The following is a 20714-nucleotide window of genomic DNA, read 5'->3' as shown; positions in this document are numbered from 1 at the left end:
AAACCCCAAAGTGATTTCAAAGTGGTGCAGAGCCGTAACTGAGCAGGTGACGTGGGCGTATCGTTGATCTATAGGCGGTTCTTATGCGTTTTGCTCACTCAACAGATAAAATTTTTAGATTCGGCAAATCTTAGGTATAAAAAAACCGCCAGATGGCGGGCACAATGCAGCGCTCCCCCTGATTACCACCAACCCTTTGCTGGTTGCACAACGTGTCTACTCGCAGCCGCTGAAACAGGGATGAATAATTTGGAGGAAAAGATGTGAGCTACACATAGCAGTGTTTCGATTACCCGCTATATATCTAGCTGCAAACTACTATAAAATATCAATAAAGTAAATTTAGGAATTTTCCACAGTTATTGGTTTTTTAATACAGCACAATAACTTATCCCCTGTAACAGAGAACGACAGAGATATATCAACGAGCATATTTCCTACAGCAAATAGCCCTAACTTTCATCAGGGCTTAATCAGAATAATAGACTTGAGGCAATCTTCAGCGTGGCATATCTGGGGGTTATTTTAAGATCCCCACCCAACCATGTATCGCCATATACACGCCAACTAAGCCAATAAGAGCACTCGATAAATAAGGCGCCTTTTGTGCGAGCGAGTTAAATCCATGCCACCGCTTTTGTACTTGTTTCACGCCCACTGCAGCGCCGACACCAACGGCAACTAATGTCAGTGCAAGGCCAATACTGAAACAGACGACCATCGTGGCGCCCAGCGTCAGTGCTTTCAGTTGGATACAGATAAGAAGTACGGTAATAGCCGCAGGACATGGAATTAGCCCGCCCGTCAGACCAAATAGCAGAATTTGCCCATTAGTCACCGAGCTATTTGCAAACCGCTTTTTGATATCATTGGCATGGGCCAAGGCGTGAGCATCTTGGTACTCTTTGCTTCCTTGCAGCAAACCATCAAATTGATGGTCGTGGTCGTGGTCGTGGTCGTGGTCGTGGTCGTGGTCGTGGTCGTGGTCGTGGTCATGATGATCGCCAGACTCTGTATTTGCCAACCAATTTTTTTCACCTTTCCACGTTCGCCAAAACATCCAAACGGCGGTGGATAGAATGATAATGGCTGATATCAACTGAAGCCAAGGTTCAACAGACTGCGCGGTAAACTTCTGGCTCACATACATCCCACCAAATGCGATCAACCAAACAATAGTGGTATGAGAGAGCGTTGCCGCGAGCCCGAGCATAACAGCCTGCCGAACCGTACCTTTAATGGCAATAATAAATGCAGCCATCATCGTTTTTGAGTGGCCAGGCTCTAATCCGTGTAACGCCCCCAAAAGGATCGCGCTAGGGATAAAAAACCACGCATTACCTTGCTGAAACAGTGACGTAAAATCGTTCATGATAATAATTCTTACTATTACGGGTGCAAAAAAGCATACTCCCCCCCAGTATCAAATACTACCCCCCAGTATAAATGAAGTGCTATATTGAGCACTTCAGAACGTTATGAAGGTGCTGCTGTGTCACATACGATTAGAGATAAAAAAAAGCTGAAAGCTAGAACCAGCAAGCTTCAAGGGCAAGTTGCAGCGCTCAATAAAATGCTCGACGAACCCCATGAATGCTCAGCCGTATTACAGCAGATTGCTGCTATTCGAGGTGCGGTGAATGGATTGATGCGCGAGGTGATTAAAGGCCACTTGACTGAACATATTGTGCATCAGGACAACGAGGGACAGCGCGAAGAAGATCTTGACGTTGTGTTAAAAGTACTGGATTCCTATATCAAATAACGCCAGATCAAATAAATTGAGCCTTCATTGTAGGAAAGCTCTCTTGATGATCAGATATAACGCTCAAATCCCTGCGCGTATTTGACTGGTATAAACTCGGTTATCTCATACTGCGCAACCCCTGCGCGATGAAAAGGATCCTCCTCGATCAGAGTTTCTAACTCAGTTCGAGTCATTCCCTTTGCCAGAATCACTCCGCCCGTTCTTGGCTCTTTCGGCCCTGATGCAATAAAATACCCTTTCGAATAACAGGCATCTAAAAACTGTCGATGTTCGTTCAGACACGCTTCCACGTCGACAAGGGGTTTTACGTACGATAAAGAAACAATAAACACGCTACCTCCAACTCAATGAATCACATGAACAATATTGCTTGCAGCCGCTAGCGTAACGCACCGGTAATATTGTGGATTGATACATGTCATGAAAGCTGATGGTGTTATTTGGTGGTATCAAAGATCTAGTGTCATTTTTATCATTGTGCGGCAGCACAATAAAAATATATTAGGAGTGATGTTAGACAAGGCGGATTTTAAATCATACCTTTTTCATATTTTTATCATATAGATAGCTTTGAATTTCGTAATATTAAGACACTAATCACTATCGTAAAAACAACGAGTTAGGGATCATTCCTTCCCGTTATTACGAAGAAATCCCGCTAAAGCCTCTTCCTTTAAATTTGATGGTTCGAACCTACAAGAAAGAAAAATCTGACATAGCCACGTTACCTGAGTTAAAAGAATTTGATTTTACTCACCTAGAGATTACTGACCGAGTTTTTCTGAATGCATCACGCAAAAAATAGCCACTTGAGTGGCTGAGCGGACTGCTGTCGATTTCCCTGATCAGGAGATAGTCATGATTTCAGGTTTGATGAAAGTGCCTAAGATAACGATTGTTTATCCTGATTAAGTCAGTCAACTAAATGTCCGCTTCTCGCTCATAGCTGCCTGTCAAAGTGGTCAAGCTTTACCATAGCTCAGACGTACAAAAATAACTTTAACGTACAATAATTTTCGATATCCAAACTGACCCCAACTACGACCGGCCATCTCATCGATTTTCGACAGTATGCCGAAATGGGCGGGACCTACACGCAGCACCAGCTTGCTAAGATAAACGAAAAGAAGACTTTAACCAGTCACTGATGGTGATCCGCTACGGGCCGCAGATGTTGTTTCATGTACGCAGAAAGAGACGACGAAGGGCACTATGCCGAAAACTAAATCGGTTTTAGAGATGATCCGCGCCGGTGAGGTGGAGTGATTGACTTTTAGAACGCTAGAAAGCAAAAACCCCGCAATCGAGCGAGGTTTTGTTAAGGTCTTACTATTTTTTGGCAATTAGTGCATGCATCGCCATTTCATGATCTTTTCTGCGAAGTTTTTTCACACGGACCTTGATCCCAGTTAAAGGACTTGGGCTAATGGTCGACTCAGCTTCAACTATATCATTGCGGGGAGCACCCGTTTTCGCATCTTCATAGCGGACAAGTATTTTAAACGTGCTCTCATCAACTCCGACACCTTGCAAGTGATGAAGTTTAGATGAAACAGCACCAATTAAATCATGAATTCCTTGCAGGCCCATTCTGCCGATTGGTGAATAGGTATGCAACATATTTGCACCTACAGGAAGGATCTGGCGAAAGTCTGGAACATGCATCTTGTAAACTTCAACAGAAGTGTATGCTTTCATGCCAAAAGAAACTCCAGATTTCTGTGCATTGACTTCTAGCCATTGAGGCAAATCGAGAATATCTTCGCTCTCAGCTGTTACTTCCAGTTTCTTCCTAGACGATAATGTCACGTCCATTACCTGAGCCATATCAGCCATAGAAAGCTCAGCGGCCTTCCGGTTGGTAGCTTGTACCTGCTCGCTCACGTTAGGTCCGAATGCATCGAACAACGAAATTTCAGCAGCTGGTTTAATGGCTTCAGTTTTAACAGACATATGCACTCCTTAAATCGGACACTTATTATACACCTAAATGCGCTAGATCGCTAACGTCTGAATATGGGCAGCTATGGGAGGTAGCCCAGGTTGCAAGGGTCACGTTAGGAGTATAGTCGACCACGAACTGCCCATCATTTTCAGGATCTTCCCGCCGATGATAAACATTGAGTGTAAATTGGCCTGCATATTTCGCGAGCATATGTTCAATGGTCTCTCTGCTCTTGAAAAAGTTCGCTTTAAGGACCTCTAACGGAACCTTACGCGAGCGGGCTTGGGCAAAAACCCACGCGTAAGCCGGATCAAAATAGACATAATTCAGTGCCAACTGATAACCAGCCTTCAGGGCCAGATCAAAGTTCCTCTCCGCAATACCAATACTGGAGAAAGTAGAGTCCATAACAATGGGATAGCCTTCAGACAGCGCTTTTTTGTAGATGAAATCGACCATTCTGGAAGCAGGCTTCTGATAGTCCACAGAGTTCTCTTCATTGTAGTAGGGGAACCACCAGCGAAAATCATCAGCATCAATTCGAACAATGTTTGTGATGCCATGTTGTTCTAATAGACGATTTAAGAGCTCGGTTTTACCCGCAGCAGGCGAACCAGCCATAAACAGGACGTGCTTGGCATTGGCATTTTTGCTTGCTGTTACGTAACTATAAACGTGAGGGCGAATTGCCTCACCAAACTCAGGCAGTATGGTTTCAAGTTCTTGTTTCATCGGTAAATCATGCCGTAGTAGTTTTGGTTTTATTTAACAATATCATAAGCGTTCAAAGATGGTTACAAATTAGCTAGATTTGTGACCGCTTTAACCTCTAAAACCCTCTGGAACCCAATACCGCTTTTCTGGCTGTCTTTTCAATACGGCATCCAGCGCATCACTTACTCGGCCTGTATGCAGTTCATTGCTGAAGTCGCTAGTTGCGGGTAAATCTGCATCTCTGCGCCGTTTAAGGTACGCGTATTTACGCGCCAGGCGCTCGATGGCTTCATTTTGCTGGTGGCTTTCCTTCCTCGCGGCTTTTCTACCTTTCTGATTGGCGGCTATGGCCTTTGCCGCTGCCATGGTATTCGCCAGCGTCTTATCCGTCATCATTTCACGCTGCGTTTCCGGCATGCCGGAATGATCTCTTTTTGTTGTTCTTGAAGAAGAACTCTTATTCTTAGCTATGTCATTTTGACAGGGGGATAACAGTGTAAGTATCCCTGCAAAATGAACCATTCACTTTAACAGATATGTCAATTTCCGCTCATCGCGTATAGCTGACATTAAGCTCAATTAACCCATCCACTTCGTTCCAGCAGAAGACGTAGCTAATCACACTGTGTATTAAAGAAAGGGGAAACGATCATGTTGAGTACAAAAAACACGAAAGACCATGATAAGGAAAATATGCGTGGAGTGACTTAGTTTATTGATTTAAATAATATTTATGGGTGTAAGTGCTTTGAATAAAAAAACAAAAATTGAGAAGATTTAGCTAGTGCCAAAATAATTTGGACACCGCCTGTCATCAGACCCGCTGCTACACTTATCACCCCAGCCCAAAAAGTTTCAATGAAACAAGATACATATAGTACTACATGGCGGAATAATTTACTCATAGGCTTCTCCTTACTGACGTAATCGTTAAGTAACACGTTGAGGTAACGGGTAAATGCGACTATTGGGAGAGCTGTGATGAGAATTGTAGGCATAGGAATTGAACCTATGGATGCACTAGCTAAATTCACTCTTTATGAACTATACAGCATTGGAGTGAGCTTGTAAATACACGCCCTCAAAAGTCAATCAGTACGCTCCATGAATGTTGTGTCAGTACTACTAAAGTTAAACATGCTAAAATAGGCTCCCAATATTCATGGGCACAATCACTATCTGTGTAACTGGCGGAAGCGCTGGCATAACGACGATGCCTATTCGGGGGGCTTTGATATGGTCCGTTTTAACTTACTAGAAAATGCGTTGGATTCGGTGGAAACCGGGCTGGACTACTTTAACAAAGCGCTAGAAGGTCATGATCGACGTGACTACAAACAGTGCCTGCTTAACCTTTTTCAGGCCGCTGAGCTATTGTTGAAGGCCGTAGTTTCGCGCAATGGGTCTGGAGCGATTTTTAATCCAGCATCGCTTCAGGAAAAATGTGTGGATCCGGCGCATCCAACTGAGTCAGAATTACACCAGTGTAAATCTGTCAACGTCAGCCAGCTTTGTAAGCGGTTAAAGACATATTACCCAGCCGAATTTTCTGAATCTGCGTTACAAATGATGAAAACGGTGGGTCAGTTGCGTAATAACCTTCAGCATTTTGCCCTTGAGGTTCGTCCGCAAGAACTGGCAATGCAACTGAGTGAACTGTACCAACAAATTTTTCGTCCCGCATTCGTCATAATTCAGTCAGATGAGACCGAAAATTCATGGAACTCTGATTTACGTCAAGACATCATCGCTCTTGAGCAACAATTCCTTGATATAACTGTTAACCAGGAATACACCCTTGCACTTTGTCCCGTTTGTGAGAGTTTTTCACATTTTATCCTTTACCAAGGTGAAAGCTTTCCGACACGGACTCACTGTATCTGTTGTGGTTTCAGCCTGAATAATCTGCAAACTTGGGATTTTCAGGAATGTCCGGAATGTAGTGCCCCATCCGTAATTTATTTACCGGAACAAAGGGCCGGTGTCTGTCTCTGGTATAAATGTGAATACAGCAAGATGGATGGTTTTGTTCCTATGGAGCCTTGTAAATGTGGTGCATTCCGGATGGAAGGTCATTGCAGTAACTGCGATCCTGAGGAATAGTTAAATCGTCCGATGAGAATGTACAGCAGTCTGGTCGATGATTTCCTGATGAATCGCTGAAATATCCGGTATTACTTGACAACTTAATCGCTCATTTCTGTTTCTGGCAATTTGAAAGTTTTACTCTATGCCCCAGAATTCAGCACATACATAAAAACACCATTTCAGAACGAGTCTTGATCCAAAGAACGACTGCATGATAGATAGGCGTCGTCGTGAGGACAGGAATGATCTGCTCCCCGTTATTCATACAGAATGCTGTTAGTAATGTCCGCTTCTCGCTTTTAGCAGACTGATACCTTTCTGTATTCTGATACAGGACTAGGCACTTAATTAGCAAACGCTATTGGCAACTCTGAAAACCGCGCGGTGTACGCTGGCGAAAGCATGTTTCGCTTCATTTGCCAGTCCTTCATGATCCCTTGCCCTGTAAACAAAATCTTGCCCCTACCCTTATTGTTTATCTCATCGAGAACCTTCATCAGCGCCTCACTCTTTGGCTTTGGCCCCAACACATCATACAGATTAAGCTGTGACACGCCCTTATCGCAAAATTCCCCAAGCATGATCCCGCCTTTTGATACCGATTAGCCGTCTGCCAAATCTTATCTAAACATGACAATACGTGTTTGACGATGTCTCGAGTGTCATTTGCGGGTATTTCTAATTGTGAGGAAGCTAATTTACTGTAGTACCTCATCAATCCCAGTAGATCTAAGTGATTTGGATAGTCGTCTGCCAACACCTCATAACTATAACCACAACCTTATTAAGGAATTGTTAAGTTTTAACTTGTAAACTTTATACTCTTAGCTTCAAAGGGTATGACAATGACAAAATTCTCTAAGCTACAAATACGACTCCACTGGCTCACACTAGTCTTAATTGCTGTTACTTATGCCGCTATGGAGCTGCGTGGCTGGTTCCCCAAGGATTCAAATGCCTATCTTGCTATGAGAGCAACTCATTACAACGCAGGTGTGTTCGTATGGCTACTTATGTTCTTTCGTTTGGGGCTGAAGCATAAATACAAAGATCCGAATATTGTTCCACAACCACCACGTTGGCAAATGTACACAGCTAAGCTCATGCATATTGCGCTCTATGCAATCTTCCTTGCTTTACCCATGCTCGGCATTGCTTTAATGGCCTATGGTGGCAAATCATGGAGCTTGCTAGGTTTTACCATTTCGCCTTTTGTGACAGCTGATGGCGGAGTAAAAACAACAATAAAAGATATCCATGAAATACTCGCCAATGCTGGCTATTTCTTAATAGCATTTCATGCCGCTGCGGCGTTATTTCACCACTACATACAAAAAGACAACACGCTCTTGAGGATGATGCCGAATAAAAAGGCTCAGTAAGAAACGGCAAGAGCTAACATTAGTGGCACAGCACCTTAATCTACTGCTGTGCCCCTTCCAACTATTTCTGCATCGTGTTACTTCCGCTCGGTGAGTTTTATCATCGCTGTATAACCGCCATTTCTCTGGCGACGAACGTATCATCATTAACACGGCTTATACATATACCGACAGGTGCCTAAAATTGATCCTACCCGCGAATAGTGGACACGCGACTAAGTGAGTAAACTCTCAAGTAAGAGGTTACTCATGACAAAACCAGTATCAACCAGCAAAAAGCCCCGTAAGCAACACACACCTGAATTCCGCCAGTAAGCCATGAAACTCGCGGAACGTATTGCCCGTGAACTCTGTCTTTATGAATCACAGCTTTATACCTGGCGCAGCAAGCTGAAAAATGCACATTCCTCTTCCGAACGTGAGCAGGATATGTCTGTTGAGATTGCCCGCCTCAAACGGCAACTGGCGAAGCAGGCAGGCGAAAACGACTGGAAAATGTCATTGTTCACACGGACCGTGGCGGACAATGGATTACTAGGCTCTGCTGAAACGGCACAATCTGCGGGAAAGTATGAGCGCGAAAGGTTGCTGTAATGATAATGCCTATGTGGAAAGCTTCTTTCATTCGCTGAAAGTGGAATGTATCCACGGAGAACGCTTTGCCAGCTGGGAAATAATGCGGACGACGGTGTTTAGTTATATCGAGTGTGCTTACAGCCATAGCGCGTGTGGCGGTCCCAGCCCGGAACAATTTGAAAACCAGAACCTCGCTTAGAGCTGTGTCCACATTACGTGGGTAGGATCAAACAACAAAGCCAATCGTTAAATCTGCGCTGTCGGGTTATTGTCAGGTGAGTGTCAGGCCAAAGTCGTGTTAAAAAGAACAAGATTGGTCAAACTAGATATGTGTTTAAAACAATCATGGTGGCTAAAATGACTAACAGCATTAAAAGGTTCCGTCTTGCTCGCGGATGGTCTCAAGAACAGTTAGCGGAAATCTGCGCATTAAGCGTTAGAACCATTCAGAGATTAGAAAATGGAGATAATGCAAGCTTAGAGACACTCAGTGCCCTCGCGGCAGCTTTTGAAATTAATATTTCTGAGCTAGCAAACGAATCTCAGCCGTTGACTGAAACGAGCCAAGCTGCAGATGATAAAATCAATGCTGCTAGAGAGCGAGTTGAGGAAGAGCAAAAATTTTTCCGTTCACTTGTTTCTGCGCTGATCGTCTGCGGTGTGTTAGTCGTTATAAATCTCGTCACTCCACATAACACATTCTGGTTTATATGGCCTGTAGGCATATGGTTGGCATTCATTGTGGTTAAGGGGATTCGCGTTTTTTTACTGCGAAATTGGATCATTCAGTGGAAGCAAAAACGACTCCAGCGCCTATTGAAAAGATAATCAAGAGTGTGCATCTGTAACTTACCTCAAATAGAAAACCTCATTATATGGATGTCTATTTAGTGGCCGCTATATACGAAAAAGGCCACATAGGATTGTGGCCAGCTAAACTACTTATCTAAGTTTAAATCTTAGGCTTAGATTTTTACCATTTTTTCTCTAAGCGCAATGCGTAGTAATTCAACAGACCATATCCATAAGCAGGTTCCTAGGACCTCTGATATGATTTCGTCTGCAGGCAGATGAATAACCGCTGGTGATAGCCCAAGTATTGGAAGCATAATCCCGTGACAGATAACAGCAAAAAGAATACCAAAAACAATACCCTGAAGCATCGTAATTCTAGGAAATATTTCGGCAACTACGCAATAAAAAACAGTCGCGGCAATAGAAAAAACAATATGTACAAAATTCCCACCCCAATACACCAGTTGATCAGAATAACTATAAACAAGTGAGTGCCAATCAATGCCCATATCAGTCAGCATCTGTACAGGAGGAGCAATACGATCGGGGGTTCGAGGAGGAAGAATATCCTCCGTTCCAGACTTAACAAATGCCGAAATGATCCCCGTTATAACCCCTATGGCTAAGGCTATAAAATAATGACGATTTTGTTTTGGTGTTGTCTCAAGAAGTTTAATTGACATACTAAATCCTCTGTTAATCCTTGTAATGATTATTTAACATCGAAAAGATTAACAAAGCATATACTTTAGTTAAGTAAGGTTAATTTTAAGAAAAATCTTCTATTATGTATTTCGCTTACAATGCTACTGGGTGGCTAAATCTACCACCTAGATATTACGGTTAACCCGAGAGCCCCATTCAGCTTAGCTATCTCCAGTTGTTGAAAGATACCCACCTGTTACCGATGCTACATGGAGATGATCATGCGATTGGACAGCATACAACCCGCTCTAGCTTATCCCTTCATCGCTGAGTAATATGCTGAAATCTGATGATAGAGCAAGCAACGAAGAAACCAACTCAGAAAGCCACTACAACTTAATTGTTAAATAATACTAATCTATGAAAAAACCTCAACTCTTTTGTTAGTGCAAGCAGCTTTGAACATTCAGCATAAAGACAATGAACTAAGCAGTAGCAATGATATTTAGAAAGTATATTGTAATTAAATACAATACTTTACAAATATTCAACATCCATTAATGACGCAGATTAATAGTCCAATAAATTTGATATTTTAAGTGTTGCACAAACGGAAATACCTATTTATAGGTATATGACCTTGTGTCGCTTAGTTTCCCTTAACTTGAGACTTTAATTGATAGGTCTTCCACTGCATCAAATCGGAGCAGTGGATTTTTTTTGGACATGGAGTCCCATTGGATGAAGCATAAACAACTATATCTAACCTCGAATAGCTACGTGAAAGTTGTCTGTTCAGAACCAGCTAAGGTTCTGCTAATCAATGATAAGTACTACGATCGCTTTAGCCAGGATAGTTGGCCAAATTACCATGGCGGTTTTTTTTCCTACTTTCCTGCAATAATCGAAGTACCCTATGAAGGAATTTGGAATATCGTTATTGAACCCCATTTAACTGGGCGATCACTTCCAACAATTGGTTTGACTGTCATACCACGTGATGATAATCAAATTTTAGATTGAGATTTGAAAGCAATACATGACCAGAGCTTCCATAAGGAAGCTCATACTCAGAAATGAATAACGATAATAAACATATATTATTATGAAAAAACGTTAGGAAATTTAGATACATTATTCACAAGAATATCACATCTAAGTTATTTCTTGTACATGTCTTATTATTCTTCTTATTTGATGTAAGCCAACATAGTCTCTTTTTAGTAACTTACTCTTCGAGCTATTGTAATAAATTTGGATAGGTGAATTAGGCATTTGAGCAAGCATAACAAACCACATGCTGATGCCAGAGAAAAAAATTACTAGCATCAAAATAATTGGGATAATCTTTCTCATCTATAACGTATTCTGGAAAATTTTAGAATCCCATTATACAACTTAAAAACTAAACACTTTCAAACAAGAACTATAACTTATCGTTACTTATGTGATTCTAATGGAAAAAATACTAACTCCTAAACAATGCATAGTGAGATCATTTTATTCTTGTTACAAAATGCTGCTGTAACACTAGATTTGTAACAATTATAAAAAGTAGAGCAGTAAAAGCTATACATGATGGGATTATTCTCATATCATTGATATGATACAATATAACATATCAGGATAATTCAACCTAAAATGAAGTTTTTTATAGTTAAAATCACTGTTTTATTACTTATTTGCTTTACGTTGCTTACCTTTACTGTCTTTGGTTTATGCCTTTTGAATCACAAGAAGTGCTGTCGTTCCGCTACTAAAATTCTAGAAAATAGAATTCCACTAGCTAATAGAGCATTACGGCGTATATGCACAAACCGTTTAAATACACGATTAACTTGAAATCACTTGTGGTGGCCTTAAACTATCTATGTTGAAAGCGATGGCCCACCATAATAAGACTCTTAATTCTTTATAGTGAATCATCAATAGGAATTATTTAATCGAGGATATATTCAAACCATTAGAAATTTAGTTACGAACTTTGGCAGACACCCTGTCAAATTCATTCTGATATTGGCTATAATAAACCGTTCCGAAGTTCCATTAATCAAAAAACCCGCCTAAGCGAAGTTTGATTTTGTAAGCTGTGTTACGAACTGACCACTCTTATCAGAATATCAGCGTTTTTACGTACGTAAAGCTATTAAAAAACCTTTTTGGTTCTCTATCATTTCGCACCTAACGGTCCATTTCTTGCGAACATCCAATGCCATCAGCAAATCTTCACCAATACCTTCATCTTTTTGTAGCAGCTTCCCAACATGGCCATCTGAGCAACTATGCTGCTTGGCTAACGCCATGAACGTTTTAAAGAGCAGGCGCGAACTAGATACATAACTGATGAAGAGTATGCAGCGCTTTATTGCGTGGCTCCAGATATTGTCAAGGTTGCGATGGAGTTAGCTTATCTATGCTGTGCACGGCAAGGTGACATATTAGAAATGAAGAAAGGCCAACTCATAGACCGAGGAATTCTAATCCAGCAGAGCAAGACAGCCGTATCACAAATCAAGGCATGGACCGACCGCTTAAGAGCTGCAATCGATCTAGCAGGCAAATTGCCTCTATCCTCAGGCATGGTGAGTATTTTTGTGCTCCACCAGCAATCTGGTTCACGTTATACCCGGGATAGCTTCAATGCACATTGGATGAAGGCAAAGAAAGCAGCGGCAGTGAAATATTCAGAATTAGACTTTAACTTCACCTTCCATGATTTGAAGACAAAAGGGATTTCAGATCTGGAGGGAACGTTAAGTGATAAGCAGGCGATTTCAGGTCATAAAAATGCGACGCAAACTGCACGCTATGACAGAAAAATAGCAGTCGTTCCGGTCGTTGGTGGGCAGAAGTAACGGCAGTTAATGGCGAAAGCCAATGGCGAAACAATGGTGAAAGGCGGATTTTAAACACAAAAAAACCGCCTCTCGGCGGCCACGACACTGCTTTATTGCTTTGATTATTCTAGTAAATTTCCTTGGTACCCGGGACGAGACTTGAACTCGTACAGCCTTACAGCCGAGGGATTTTAAATCCCTTGTGTCTACCGATTCCACCACCCGGGCTAAGGAAATTTGGAGGCGCGTTCCGGAGTCGAACCGGACTAGACGGATTTGCAATCCGCTACATAACCGCTTTGCTAACGCGCCAAAATCTTTAGCTTTCTAACTAAACCCGCACTTTCGTGCCAGCTTTTAAATTTGGAGCGGGAAACGAGACTCGAACTCGCGACCCCGACCTTGGCAAGGTCGTGCTCTACCAACTGAGCTATTCCCGCTTAGCATTTTAGCTAGTAAACCTCACTAACTTAGCTGCTTGTATCTTCTGGCTTTTCGTCGTTGCCGTCTGATGCGATGCATTCTACTTATCTCACGAACCGCGTCAACATCATTTTTATCTCACAACGACTGTTTGCTGATTTTTAACGCATTTCGATCACGGTTCGAGCAAATCATTCCGTGCAGCGTTCAAATATTGGAACATTGACCAGAATGTCAGTACTGCCGCAATGTACAACGCGATGACACCCGCAATGATCACATAGGTATCAGGACGCCATAACAGCCCCACTAAGGCCAGCATTTGTGCAGAGGTTTTTACCTTGCCGATCCAAGAAACTGCAACGCTGCTGCGTTTGCCAATTTCAGCCATCCACTCACGTAGCGCCGAAATAATGATTTCGCGCGCGATCATCGTTGCGGCAGGCAAAGTGATCCACCAGACGTGATAATGCTCGCATACCAGCACCAACGCCGTTGCCACCATCACTTTATCAGCAACCGGATCAAGGAATGCACCAAAGCGCGTTGTCTGCTTCCACCGGCGGGCGAGGAAACCGTCAAACCAATCCGTTACCGCAGCAAACACAAAAATCAATGCGCAGGCAAATGAAGCCCAGGTAAACGGAAGGTAAAACGCCACAACAAAAAATGGGATCAGGACAACGCGAAACAGAGTGAGTAAGGTCGGTATATTTAATCGCATAGCGTGAGGTAACTATCTTCCATATGTGGATATTATTTGTATGTTGCTACAATGCCCCTAGTGTTTCAATGCATTGTGGATCTTTTCTGCCAAAGCCTGTGAAATACCTGGCACTTTTGCAATTTCTTCCACGCTTGCATTCATCAAAGGCTGTAGACCACCCATGTACTTCAAAAGCGTTTGACGACGTTTTGGCCCAACACCTTCTATAGTTTCGAGAGAGCTGGTATTGCGCACTTTTGCACGTTTCTTACGATGGCCTGTAATCGCATGATTGTGAGAATCATCACGAATATGCTGTATCAGGTGCAGTGCCGGAGAATCGGGCGGCAATGAGAAACCCTCGCCCTCCGGTTGTAAAAACAGCGTTTCGAGACCTGCTTTACGATCGCTGCCCTTCGCGATACCCAGCAATAAAGGACGATTTTTATCCCAAGGCACATCAAGTTCGGCAAAAACATTTTTCGCCTGCCCTAACTGACCTTTACCGCCGTCGATAAAGATAACGTCTGGAATTTTATCTTCTTCAAGTGCCTTGCCATAGCGTCTGCGCAACACCTGATTCATCGCCGCATAGTCATCACCCGGCGTAATACCGGTAATATTGTAGCGTCGATACTCAGAACGCACCGGCCCGTGCTGATCGAAAACCACACATGATGCAACGGTTTCTTCACCCATGGTATGGCTGATATCAAAACACTCCATACGGCGAATGTCAGACAGATGCAGCACTTTCTCGAGCTCCGTTAGCCGCTGATGAATAGTCGACTGTTGAGAAAGTTTAGTGATCAATGCCGTCTGCGCATTTGTTTTCGCTAATTTTAGGTAGCGAGCGCGATCGCCTCGTGGTCGTGTTTGAATATTCACCTTACGACCAGCGAGTTCTGAAATAGAGTCAGACAAAATATCTTTTTCAGGCAGCGTGAAATCAAGCAAAATCTCACCCGGTAGCGTACGTATTTGGCTACCTTGCAAATAAAACTGCCCCACGAAGGTTTGCACGACTTCGCTCAGTTCAGTCCCACTAGGCACTTTAGGGAAATAACTACGGCTGCCTAATATTTTACCCTGTCGGATAAAGAGTACGTGTACACATGCCATACCTGAGTCAAACGCAACGCCAATAACATCAAGATCATCACTGTTGCCAGAAACAAACTGTTTCTCAGTAACGCGTCTTACGGCTTGAATTTGATCCCGGATCCGCGCTGCTTCTTCAAACTTAAGCGCTTTACTCGCCTCTTCCATTCGAACGACGAGTGAATCGAGCACTTGGCTATCTTTGCCAGACAAAAATAAGCGAACGTAATTTACCTGCTGCTCATATTCCTCATCGCTCACCAAACCTTTAACGCATGGGCCAAGGCAACGACCAATTTGGTATTGCAGGCAAGGACGTGAACGGTTGCGATAAACGCTATTTTCGCACTGTCGAATAGGAAAAAGCTTCTGCAAAAGTGCGAGAGTTTCACGCACAGCATAGGAGTTCGGGAACGGGCCGAAATACTCCCCTTTCGCATGCTTTGCTCCACGGTGAATGGATAACCGAGGATGATTGTCAGCGCTGAGGAAAATAAGGGGATAGGATTTATCATCGCGCAACAATACGTTATAGCGCGGCTGATAGAGCTTTATATAATTGTGTTCAAGCAGCAAAGCCTCTGTTTCCGTATGGGTCACGGTAACATCTATCTGGGCGATATTTTTAACTAACGTTTCCGTCTTGCGACTTCCCACGTTTTGGCGAAAATAGCTCGATAGACGTTTTTTGAGATCTTTGGCCTTACCGACATAGATAACCGTCTCAGTGGCGTCATACATACGATAGACGCCGGGCTGGTTGGTCACCGTTTTTAGAAACTCTACAGAATCAAAACGTTCAGTCACTGTTTAACAGGTTCTCTGCATTGCACAATCCATGGCGAATTGCTAAATGAGTCAACTCGACATCACCGTTAATATTGAGTTTGCTAAACATACGATAGCGGTAGCTATTTACCGTTTTCGGGCTCAAATTGAGCTGTTCAGAAATCTCCGTCACTTTGCTGCCTTTAGTGAGCATCAGCATAATTTGGAGTTCGCGTTCAGATAAGCACCCAAACGGCGAATCTGTCTGCGGCGTCAATTGGCTCAACGCCATCTGCTGTGCGATATCAGACGCAATATAACGTTGTCCAGAATGAACGGCTCGTATGGCGTTCACCACCTCTTGCGGCGCGGCACCTTTGCTTAAGTATCCAAATGCGCCAGCCTGCATAACCTTCGCCGGCAACGGATTTTCCGTATGAATAGTCAGCATAATAACTTTGACGTCAGGGTTATAACGCAATATTTTACGCGTTGCCTCAAGTCCGCCAATGCCTGGCATATTCATGTCCATTAATACGATATCTGCGCTGTTACTGCGGCACCATTTGACAGCATCTTCGCCACATTGTGCTTCACCAACAACTTTGATCCCTTTGATATCTTCAAGAATGCGTCGAATCCCTGCGCGCACCAGTTCGTGGTCATCAACAAGAAGAACGCTGATCAAAGAAAAGTCTCCCCAAAGAAGGAATTAATGACATGTTTTTATTGCCAGTAAGCTTCGATAATACTGTTTTTTTAAGCAAGAATGAATAGTTTAATCACTTAATACTGATTTTATCTTCCTAAAGATACAAGGTTCTATTTCTCAACCCTAGTCATGCACAAAAAGCGGCTTAGTCAGTGAATAGATACAAAAACACGGCTCTTTGATATCCATTAAAATCAATAAGTTAATAATAACTCAACATTAACAACATCTTTGTATAATTAAACGTAAACAAGTCGTGAAGTTAATAGTTTTTTTGCTAAAACATACTCTTTGACCTAACAGAAAATATCGTTTTAATAATGAAAACTATTAAGAACAATAACAATTTGAATATATTTCACCCACGCCGAACAAACATTAACCGTTTGAAACTATTTAACTCTCCCCTGCGAGTAAAAGTTAAAACCCCGCTTTGATAAAAGCGATCGCTCTCATGCATCCTCAAAGTTTTTAACCTGTGGTATACTCTGCAGCTTAAAAAAATCCGTCCTTGATGAGCAGCTCTTCCCATGCATTGATCCATTTAACTTCATCAAGGGCAAAACATTCCATTAAAGGTACAATATGAGCAACGTAGATTTCTCAACCGAATCCACTATCGAAACTCTGGCCAATGAAGTCGCGTGCTTAAAAGCCACTCTGACCTTCATGTTAAAAGCCATGGGCCAAGCCGATGCGGGTAAAGTGATTATTAACATGGAAAAATTTGCGGCTCAGCTCGAAGATGCCTCTCAGTCAGAGTCTTTCAAGCACGCTATTTGCCAGATTAAACACGCTTACCGTCAATAATCTGCTTAGATTTGGCTTGCACCCTGCTGTAAGCCAAATCTTGTACTGTTTTGTCCCTGAATAGTTCTCCGCCTTGCTTTATTATGCAATGATACTGCTTAAATATATAAGTATGAGCGTGACTAACAATGGGATTGTTGTTCAAAGCGTTACTAGGTGCATTCGTTGTTTTGCTGATTGCTATTTTGGCTAGAAGTAAAAACTATTATATTGCTGGCTTGATCCCTCTTTTTCCTACCTTTGCGCTGATCGCCCACTACATTGTTGGTACAGAGCGTTCTATTGAAGCACTTCGTTCAACCATCATCTTTGGGATATGGGCCATCATTCCCTACTTTATCTACCTTCTGTCACTCTATTTTCTGATAGCACATCTGCGCCTCTCATTCTCTCTCATAATCGCCGTATTCTGCTGGGTTGCCTCTGCTTGGGCCTTAGTAACGTTGTGGAACAAATTTCATGGCGTTGGATAATCACCTTCGCTAGTTTTTTTATCGTCAATAAAATCAAGTATCTTATGACTAAGGTTAATGTTTTGATGCGAGTTAGGAGCCATTATGTTAATTAAACTTAGCTAAAGGAGCTTGACGATGGAGCCTCTCTACGGATTTGTCATTCTGTCACTCGCCATTCTTACCGTTAGTTTATTTGCATATTCCCGCAGAGGCGGGATATACGCGATATTCAGTTGCTTAGGCATGGTGATCCTTGCCGCTGCTCTTTACTTTGCTGCATTTTATATCTCCGATGGGGCTGAACTAACTGCAGGAATAGCCACCTTATTATCGCCAATTGCAGGCGCACTTATCGTGTTCACCACCAGTTATGCAGTACGCGAGCAGAAGCAATGAAAAGATATCTCAGCTAGAAGAGCCTTTCGGCAAAGGGCGATTTTAGATTTGTGAGATGTGATGACAATACATAGAAGAAGATACAAATAACAAGGCCACCTTGCGGTGGCCTCTTTTGTGAACTTATGCCCCATCCCGGCGCTTATCTCCGGCACTCGCTCTCGGCGGTGTTAGCTCTTTAACGGGGCAAAATCACTATGTCATAATACCGTGAGTTATAATTAGCAATTATTGCTATCGCACTTAGTAATTAGTGCGCTAATGGATTCACTGCTTGCACTCATGATCATAACATCAATAAATTACGTTCAATTCCGGCGCTTATCTCCGGCACTCGCACTTTGCGGCGTTAGCTCTTTATTTGAACGCCAACGCACTATATAGACACTTGGCTAAACACTCTATGAACAAAGGATGATGATTTCTATTGATGCATTCTTATACTTAGTTATTGAGCTTAATTATCTGAATAATTGATATAAATTTTATCTCTATTTTCTAACAAGCATTCATATAACAACTTTTAAAAAAAATCAGACAAACCTAGCAACATAAATTAACCGTTAACATGTTTTTATATACAGTATTTGTTTTTAATTCCCGATAAAATGCAGCGACTGCAGAAAATAACTTTTCTACATATGAACTCATACATATAAATATTTAAACAACTAATTTTTGAAGGAAACAAAAATGGATAAACTCACCTGGTTCAATAATGTTGAAGATCGCACCCATCCATGGGAAGGCATGGGGCTAACTTGGTTAACCACTGCGCTTAACGTTCCCAATGTTAGTTCTGCAGTTGATTTCTACACCAATTCGATGGGGATGGTGGCTATTGCAGAACTGGAAGACGATAATGGAGAAATGTTATTCGCACGCATTCGCTATCGTGGAACCAACTTTACGATAAATAAGGAAGGCTGGGACTCTGACTTAAGCAGCCCACAAACATCAGGTTTCCCAACACCGTTCATTTTCTATATGTACGTTGATGACACAGTGGCGTTGGTAGAAGCTATGAAACAAGCTGGCGCCAGTGTGCTGAGTAAGCCAACTGAAATGTTCTGGGGTGATTTAAAAGCACGCGTGAAAGATCCCTTTGGCTTTATCTGGGATATTGCGCAAAAGATATAACAGCCATGCTTTGGCTCATCGTCGCCACTATAATGTGATAGTGGAGAAAGGGTCTACAGCTAGATAAGACCTAACAAAAGTCCGCTCATTGCGGATTTTTGCTATTCAACCCGATAAACATCAGGATGTTCCATCGTTGCTGCCTCATGATATATATCATCAAGCCATTGAGGTATTTCATCTTCGGCAATGAAATCAGGAATAATCACATCATATATTCGCGAACACTTATATTCCGCGCCTGAAACATTAAAAAGCAAATATCCCGTCTGACTTCTTTTAACACCGATAAGACGACCAAATACATTGAATATCATCATAACAATCCCTCTAGCTCACACTGCCTTCAGGCATAGTAGCACTGTTGCCCGAAGAAACTAGGCTGGTAGATTGCGATCTGGTCATACAGATAATATAGGGTTAGCGCTGGCACAAAACCGCTGTCGCCACTTTGTCGCCATCACTGAATTAAAATTAATAAGGGTTATCGAAGAAAATGATTTAGATTGTTAATATTGAAAGGTTTTGTTGGTGGGTCGTGGCGGGTTCGAACCGCCGACCAATTGATTAAGAGTCAACTGCTCTACCAACTGAGCTAACGACCCAACGGGAATGATTATTCTCTTCTGTGACGCATGCGTCAATTATCACACAATCCCTAGGCGGGCATCTCCTGTCCGCCTAAGTTTACGAAACGATTAAAAAATAAACATCGATGATCACTGTGACTTTGTTTGCTGAATTTGACGCACGCAGCGCGCCAGCTGTGTGATGTTGTGATCGGGCATACGATGCTGTTCTAGCGCAGAGTCTAAAGAGAATAAATACTCTGCGTTGGTGCCTAATACACCAGTCGCCTGAGAGATCAGAGTCGCCACAGTATTTAGCGCCGAACAAGACTCATAGAGCGGATGCTCAGGGTCGGTGATAAAGGTAATGCCTTTAATCTCTCGGCCATCCTCAAGAGCCAGCGAACACCACTGCGGTGTATAAACTCCCGCGAGCATCTCACGAGTCCAAAGCAACTGCAGTTCGCTACGCGCATTTTCATCCGATAAGCGAAATGCTAGCCCCCGCGTCTCACCTCCCGGCTTTAACCCCAGCATACGTCCCGCAGTACATTCAGAACCACGCCCGGCGAGTAGACGAATATTGAAATCACGTTGCCAGCCTTTTAAGAATGCGGGCTGCACTTCGGTAAATTCAAGCAACGGATTCCAAATCAGTGAACCATAGCCAAAAACCCAAATCCCCTGCCCTTCAGGGCAGGTCTCAAGCACCTGATTCAAAGACGCATCCAGCTGTGCTGGTGTCCAGAACAGGTTTTCTAAGGCCGAGTAGGTTTTGGCATAGTCTTGCGACTCTAATAGTTTTCGAGTTAACACGCTAACCTCCCCCGCGCAGAAAACAACGACAGTGAATTTAAACTAATCTATAGATCGTTTTAACTCAA

General features: G+C 42.7%; 23 protein-coding genes, 4 tRNA genes and 2 pseudogenes. 11 read left to right on the top strand and 18 right to left on the bottom strand.

The features are described 5' to 3' along the window. Window positions 1–520 precede the first annotated feature (520 nt). Window positions 521–1372: a nickel/cobalt efflux protein RcnA gene (locus U0008_RS08770; RefSeq protein ID WP_043492739.1), complete on the bottom strand. Its 852-nt coding sequence runs from the start codon at window positions 1370–1372 to the stop codon at window positions 521–523. A 120-nt stretch (window positions 1373–1492) separates the two neighbouring features. Between U0008_RS08770 and rcnR the strand changes: the two genes are divergently transcribed. Beyond that, window positions 1493–1765, top strand: coding sequence for a Ni(II)/Co(II)-binding transcriptional repressor RcnR (rcnR, locus tag U0008_RS08765; RefSeq protein ID WP_025801674.1), 273 nt, complete (start codon window positions 1493–1495; stop codon window positions 1763–1765). 50 nt (window positions 1766–1815) lie between these two features. On the opposite strand, the gene U0008_RS08760 is transcribed toward rcnR, so the two are convergent. The 5 genes from U0008_RS08760 to U0008_RS08740 all read right to left on the bottom strand — a co-directional run bounded on the left by U0008_RS08760 (window position 1816) and on the right by U0008_RS08740 (window position 5332). After that, entirely contained in the window at window positions 1816–2100 is a 285-nt protein-coding gene (locus U0008_RS08760; protein ID WP_043492736.1) for a YciI family protein, read from the bottom strand. A gap of 997 nt (window positions 2101–3097) precedes the next feature. Then, complete coding sequence (locus tag U0008_RS08755) at window positions 3098–3721, bottom strand: hypothetical protein (RefSeq protein ID WP_043492731.1); 624 nt, start codon at window positions 3719–3721, stop codon at window positions 3098–3100. A 25-nt stretch (window positions 3722–3746) separates the two neighbouring features. Beyond that, entirely contained in the window at window positions 3747–4445 is a 699-nt protein-coding gene (locus U0008_RS08750) for a zeta toxin family protein (RefSeq protein WP_043492728.1), read from the bottom strand. 90 nt (window positions 4446–4535) lie between these two features. After that, window positions 4536–4844 (bottom strand): hypothetical protein, encoded by a 309-nt coding sequence (locus tag U0008_RS08745; protein ID WP_226929939.1) that lies wholly within the window; start codon window positions 4842–4844, stop codon window positions 4536–4538. A gap of 314 nt (window positions 4845–5158) precedes the next feature. Continuing rightward, a complete protein-coding gene (locus tag U0008_RS08740) occupies window positions 5159–5332 on the bottom strand; it encodes a hypothetical protein (RefSeq protein ID WP_226929936.1) in 174 nt (57 codons plus the stop codon). A gap of 331 nt (window positions 5333–5663) precedes the next feature. Here U0008_RS08740 and U0008_RS08735 point away from each other — a divergent pair, with 331 nt between their 5' ends. Beyond that, the gene (locus tag U0008_RS08735; RefSeq protein ID WP_043492722.1) at window positions 5664–6530 is read left to right on the top strand and encodes a hypothetical protein; all 867 of its coding nucleotides are present in this window, start codon (window positions 5664–5666) and stop codon (window positions 6528–6530) included. A gap of 329 nt (window positions 6531–6859) precedes the next feature. On the opposite strand, the gene U0008_RS08730 is transcribed toward U0008_RS08735, so the two are convergent. Both U0008_RS08730 and U0008_RS08725 read right to left on the bottom strand, forming a co-directional pair. Further along, on the bottom strand, window positions 6860–7096 hold the full coding sequence (locus U0008_RS08730) for a DUF4113 domain-containing protein (protein WP_043492719.1): 237 nt from the start codon (window positions 7094–7096) through the stop codon (window positions 6860–6862). After that, window positions 7012–7230, bottom strand: coding sequence for a DinB/UmuC family translesion DNA polymerase (locus tag U0008_RS08725; RefSeq protein WP_327058446.1), 219 nt, complete (start codon window positions 7228–7230; stop codon window positions 7012–7014). Before U0008_RS08725 ends, U0008_RS08730 begins: the two co-directional genes overlap by 85 nt. Window positions 7231–7360: 130 nt before the next feature. Between U0008_RS08725 and U0008_RS08720 the strand changes: the two genes are divergently transcribed. The 3 genes and pseudogenes from U0008_RS08720 (at window position 7361) to U0008_RS08710 (ending at window position 9301) form a co-directional block, all read left to right on the top strand. Beyond that, the gene (locus tag U0008_RS08720; protein ID WP_025801672.1) at window positions 7361–7897 is read left to right on the top strand and encodes a cytochrome b; all 537 of its coding nucleotides are present in this window, start codon (window positions 7361–7363) and stop codon (window positions 7895–7897) included. A gap of 249 nt (window positions 7898–8146) precedes the next feature. After that, a pseudogene (locus U0008_RS08715) lies at window positions 8147–8672 on the top strand (transposase). A gap of 158 nt (window positions 8673–8830) precedes the next feature. Further along, a complete protein-coding gene (locus U0008_RS08710) occupies window positions 8831–9301 on the top strand; it encodes a helix-turn-helix domain-containing protein (protein WP_043492716.1) in 471 nt (156 codons plus the stop codon). Between the two features lie 137 nt (window positions 9302–9438). Here U0008_RS08710 and U0008_RS08705 read toward each other — a convergent pair whose 3' ends face one another. Next, window positions 9439–9951: a YagU family protein gene (locus tag U0008_RS08705; protein WP_043492712.1), complete on the bottom strand. Its 513-nt coding sequence runs from the start codon at window positions 9949–9951 to the stop codon at window positions 9439–9441. A gap of 703 nt (window positions 9952–10654) precedes the next feature. On the opposite strand from U0008_RS08705, the gene U0008_RS08700 reads away from it, so the two are divergent. Together U0008_RS08700 and U0008_RS08690 are read left to right on the top strand one after the other, a co-directional pair. Next, the gene (locus tag U0008_RS08700; RefSeq protein WP_025801669.1) at window positions 10655–10936 is read left to right on the top strand and encodes a DUF1883 domain-containing protein; all 282 of its coding nucleotides are present in this window, start codon (window positions 10655–10657) and stop codon (window positions 10934–10936) included. A gap of 1280 nt (window positions 10937–12216) precedes the next feature. Continuing rightward, window positions 12217–12768 (top strand): annotated as a pseudogene (locus tag U0008_RS08690) (tyrosine-type recombinase/integrase); the annotation flags it as partial. A 123-nt stretch (window positions 12769–12891) separates the two neighbouring features. Here the strand turns inward: U0008_RS08690 and U0008_RS08685 are convergent. The 6 genes from U0008_RS08685 to uvrY form a co-directional block, all read right to left on the bottom strand. Then, window positions 12892–12978 (bottom strand) — tRNA-Leu (locus tag U0008_RS08685). 10 nt (window positions 12979–12988) lie between these two features. Then, window positions 12989–13062 (bottom strand) — tRNA-Cys (locus U0008_RS08680). Between the two features lie 52 nt (window positions 13063–13114). Beyond that, window positions 13115–13190: transfer RNA gene (locus tag U0008_RS08675), tRNA-Gly, on the bottom strand. A gap of 158 nt (window positions 13191–13348) precedes the next feature. Then, entirely contained in the window at window positions 13349–13897 is a 549-nt protein-coding gene (gene pgsA, locus U0008_RS08670) for a CDP-diacylglycerol--glycerol-3-phosphate 3-phosphatidyltransferase (RefSeq protein ID WP_025801668.1), read from the bottom strand. Window positions 13898–13954: 57 nt separating this feature from the next. Beyond that, window positions 13955–15787, bottom strand: coding sequence for an excinuclease ABC subunit UvrC (gene uvrC, locus U0008_RS08665; RefSeq protein WP_043492707.1), 1833 nt, complete (start codon window positions 15785–15787; stop codon window positions 13955–13957). Next, window positions 15780–16436, bottom strand: coding sequence for a UvrY/SirA/GacA family response regulator transcription factor (gene uvrY / locus U0008_RS08660; protein ID WP_025801666.1), 657 nt, complete (start codon window positions 16434–16436; stop codon window positions 15780–15782). The genes uvrC and uvrY overlap by 8 nt, the downstream gene beginning before the upstream one ends. Window positions 16437–17045: 609 nt before the next feature. Between uvrY and U0008_RS08655 the strand changes: the two genes are divergently transcribed. From U0008_RS08655 to U0008_RS08640, 4 genes are all read left to right on the top strand, one after another. Continuing rightward, window positions 17046–17270, top strand: coding sequence for a DUF2594 family protein (locus U0008_RS08655; RefSeq protein ID WP_004094789.1), 225 nt, complete (start codon window positions 17046–17048; stop codon window positions 17268–17270). Window positions 17271–17398: 128 nt separating this feature from the next. Next, on the top strand, window positions 17399–17743 hold the full coding sequence (locus U0008_RS08650) for a GlpM family protein (RefSeq protein WP_025801665.1): 345 nt from the start codon (window positions 17399–17401) through the stop codon (window positions 17741–17743). A 117-nt stretch (window positions 17744–17860) separates the two neighbouring features. After that, window positions 17861–18121 (top strand): DUF2545 family protein, encoded by a 261-nt coding sequence (locus U0008_RS08645; protein WP_025801664.1) that lies wholly within the window; start codon window positions 17861–17863, stop codon window positions 18119–18121. A gap of 693 nt (window positions 18122–18814) precedes the next feature. Continuing rightward, a complete protein-coding gene (locus tag U0008_RS08640; protein WP_043492703.1) occupies window positions 18815–19261 on the top strand; it encodes a VOC family protein in 447 nt (148 codons plus the stop codon). Window positions 19262–19362: 101 nt separating this feature from the next. On the opposite strand, the gene U0008_RS08635 is transcribed toward U0008_RS08640, so the two are convergent. The 3 genes from U0008_RS08635 to U0008_RS08625 all read right to left on the bottom strand — a co-directional run bounded on the left by U0008_RS08635 (window position 19363) and on the right by U0008_RS08625 (window position 20646). Then, complete coding sequence (locus U0008_RS08635) at window positions 19363–19581, bottom strand: DUF7661 family protein (RefSeq protein WP_043492699.1); 219 nt, start codon at window positions 19579–19581, stop codon at window positions 19363–19365. 209 nt (window positions 19582–19790) lie between these two features. Further along, a tRNA-Lys gene (locus U0008_RS08630) sits at window positions 19791–19866 on the bottom strand. 114 nt (window positions 19867–19980) lie between these two features. Then, window positions 19981–20646 carry a gamma-glutamylcyclotransferase gene (locus U0008_RS08625; protein WP_043492696.1) on the bottom strand — a complete coding sequence of 222 codons (666 nt, stop codon included), beginning with the start codon at window positions 20644–20646 and terminating at the stop codon, window positions 19981–19983. Between the last annotated feature and the right edge of the window lie 68 nt (window positions 20647–20714).

Origin of the sequence: Hafnia alvei (assembly GCF_034424155.1) — a bacterium.
In the GTDB taxonomy this organism is placed as follows: Bacteria; Pseudomonadota; Gammaproteobacteria; order Enterobacterales; family Enterobacteriaceae; genus Hafnia; species Hafnia alvei.
The sequence above is the reverse complement of the archived record's forward strand: the minus strand, read 5'-3'. Positions and strand labels throughout refer to the sequence as shown.

What these genes read in the sequence shown, in the direction of transcription:
- U0008_RS08740 (WP_226929936.1), bottom strand. Translation starts at nt 5,332, where the DNA reads ATGAGTAAATTATTCCGCCATGTAGTACTATATGTATCTTGTTTCATT.
- U0008_RS08750 (WP_043492728.1), bottom strand. Translation starts at nt 4,445, where the DNA reads ATGAAACAAGAACTTGAAACCATACTGCCTGAGTTTGGTGAGGCAATT.
- U0008_RS08770 (WP_043492739.1), bottom strand. Translation starts at nt 1,372, where the DNA reads ATGAACGATTTTACGTCACTGTTTCAGCAAGGTAATGCGTGGTTTTTT.
- U0008_RS08730 (WP_043492719.1), bottom strand. Translation starts at nt 7,096, where the DNA reads ATGCTTGGGGAATTTTGCGATAAGGGCGTGTCACAGCTTAATCTGTAT.
- U0008_RS08650 (WP_025801665.1), top strand. Translation starts at nt 17,399, where the DNA reads ATGGGATTGTTGTTCAAAGCGTTACTAGGTGCATTCGTTGTTTTGCTG.
- U0008_RS08640 (WP_043492703.1), top strand. Translation starts at nt 18,815, where the DNA reads ATGGATAAACTCACCTGGTTCAATAATGTTGAAGATCGCACCCATCCA.
- U0008_RS08645 (WP_025801664.1), top strand. Translation starts at nt 17,861, where the DNA reads ATGGAGCCTCTCTACGGATTTGTCATTCTGTCACTCGCCATTCTTACC.
- U0008_RS08755 (WP_043492731.1), bottom strand. Translation starts at nt 3,721, where the DNA reads ATGTCTGTTAAAACTGAAGCCATTAAACCAGCTGCTGAAATTTCGTTG.
- U0008_RS08745 (WP_226929939.1), bottom strand. Translation starts at nt 4,844, where the DNA reads ATGCCGGAAACGCAGCGTGAAATGATGACGGATAAGACGCTGGCGAAT.
- pgsA (WP_025801668.1), bottom strand. Translation starts at nt 13,897, where the DNA reads ATGCGATTAAATATACCGACCTTACTCACTCTGTTTCGCGTTGTCCTG.
- U0008_RS08635 (WP_043492699.1), bottom strand. Translation starts at nt 19,581, where the DNA reads ATGATGATATTCAATGTATTTGGTCGTCTTATCGGTGTTAAAAGAAGT.
- U0008_RS08655 (WP_004094789.1), top strand. Translation starts at nt 17,046, where the DNA reads ATGAGCAACGTAGATTTCTCAACCGAATCCACTATCGAAACTCTGGCC.
- U0008_RS08700 (WP_025801669.1), top strand. Translation starts at nt 10,655, where the DNA reads ATGAAGCATAAACAACTATATCTAACCTCGAATAGCTACGTGAAAGTT.
- U0008_RS08720 (WP_025801672.1), top strand. Translation starts at nt 7,361, where the DNA reads ATGACAAAATTCTCTAAGCTACAAATACGACTCCACTGGCTCACACTA.
- U0008_RS08735 (WP_043492722.1), top strand. Translation starts at nt 5,664, where the DNA reads ATGGTCCGTTTTAACTTACTAGAAAATGCGTTGGATTCGGTGGAAACC.
- U0008_RS08705 (WP_043492712.1), bottom strand. Translation starts at nt 9,951, where the DNA reads ATGTCAATTAAACTTCTTGAGACAACACCAAAACAAAATCGTCATTAT.
- U0008_RS08725 (WP_327058446.1), bottom strand. Translation starts at nt 7,230, where the DNA reads ATGAGGTACTACAGTAAATTAGCTTCCTCACAATTAGAAATACCCGCA.
- U0008_RS08710 (WP_043492716.1), top strand. Translation starts at nt 8,831, where the DNA reads ATGACTAACAGCATTAAAAGGTTCCGTCTTGCTCGCGGATGGTCTCAA.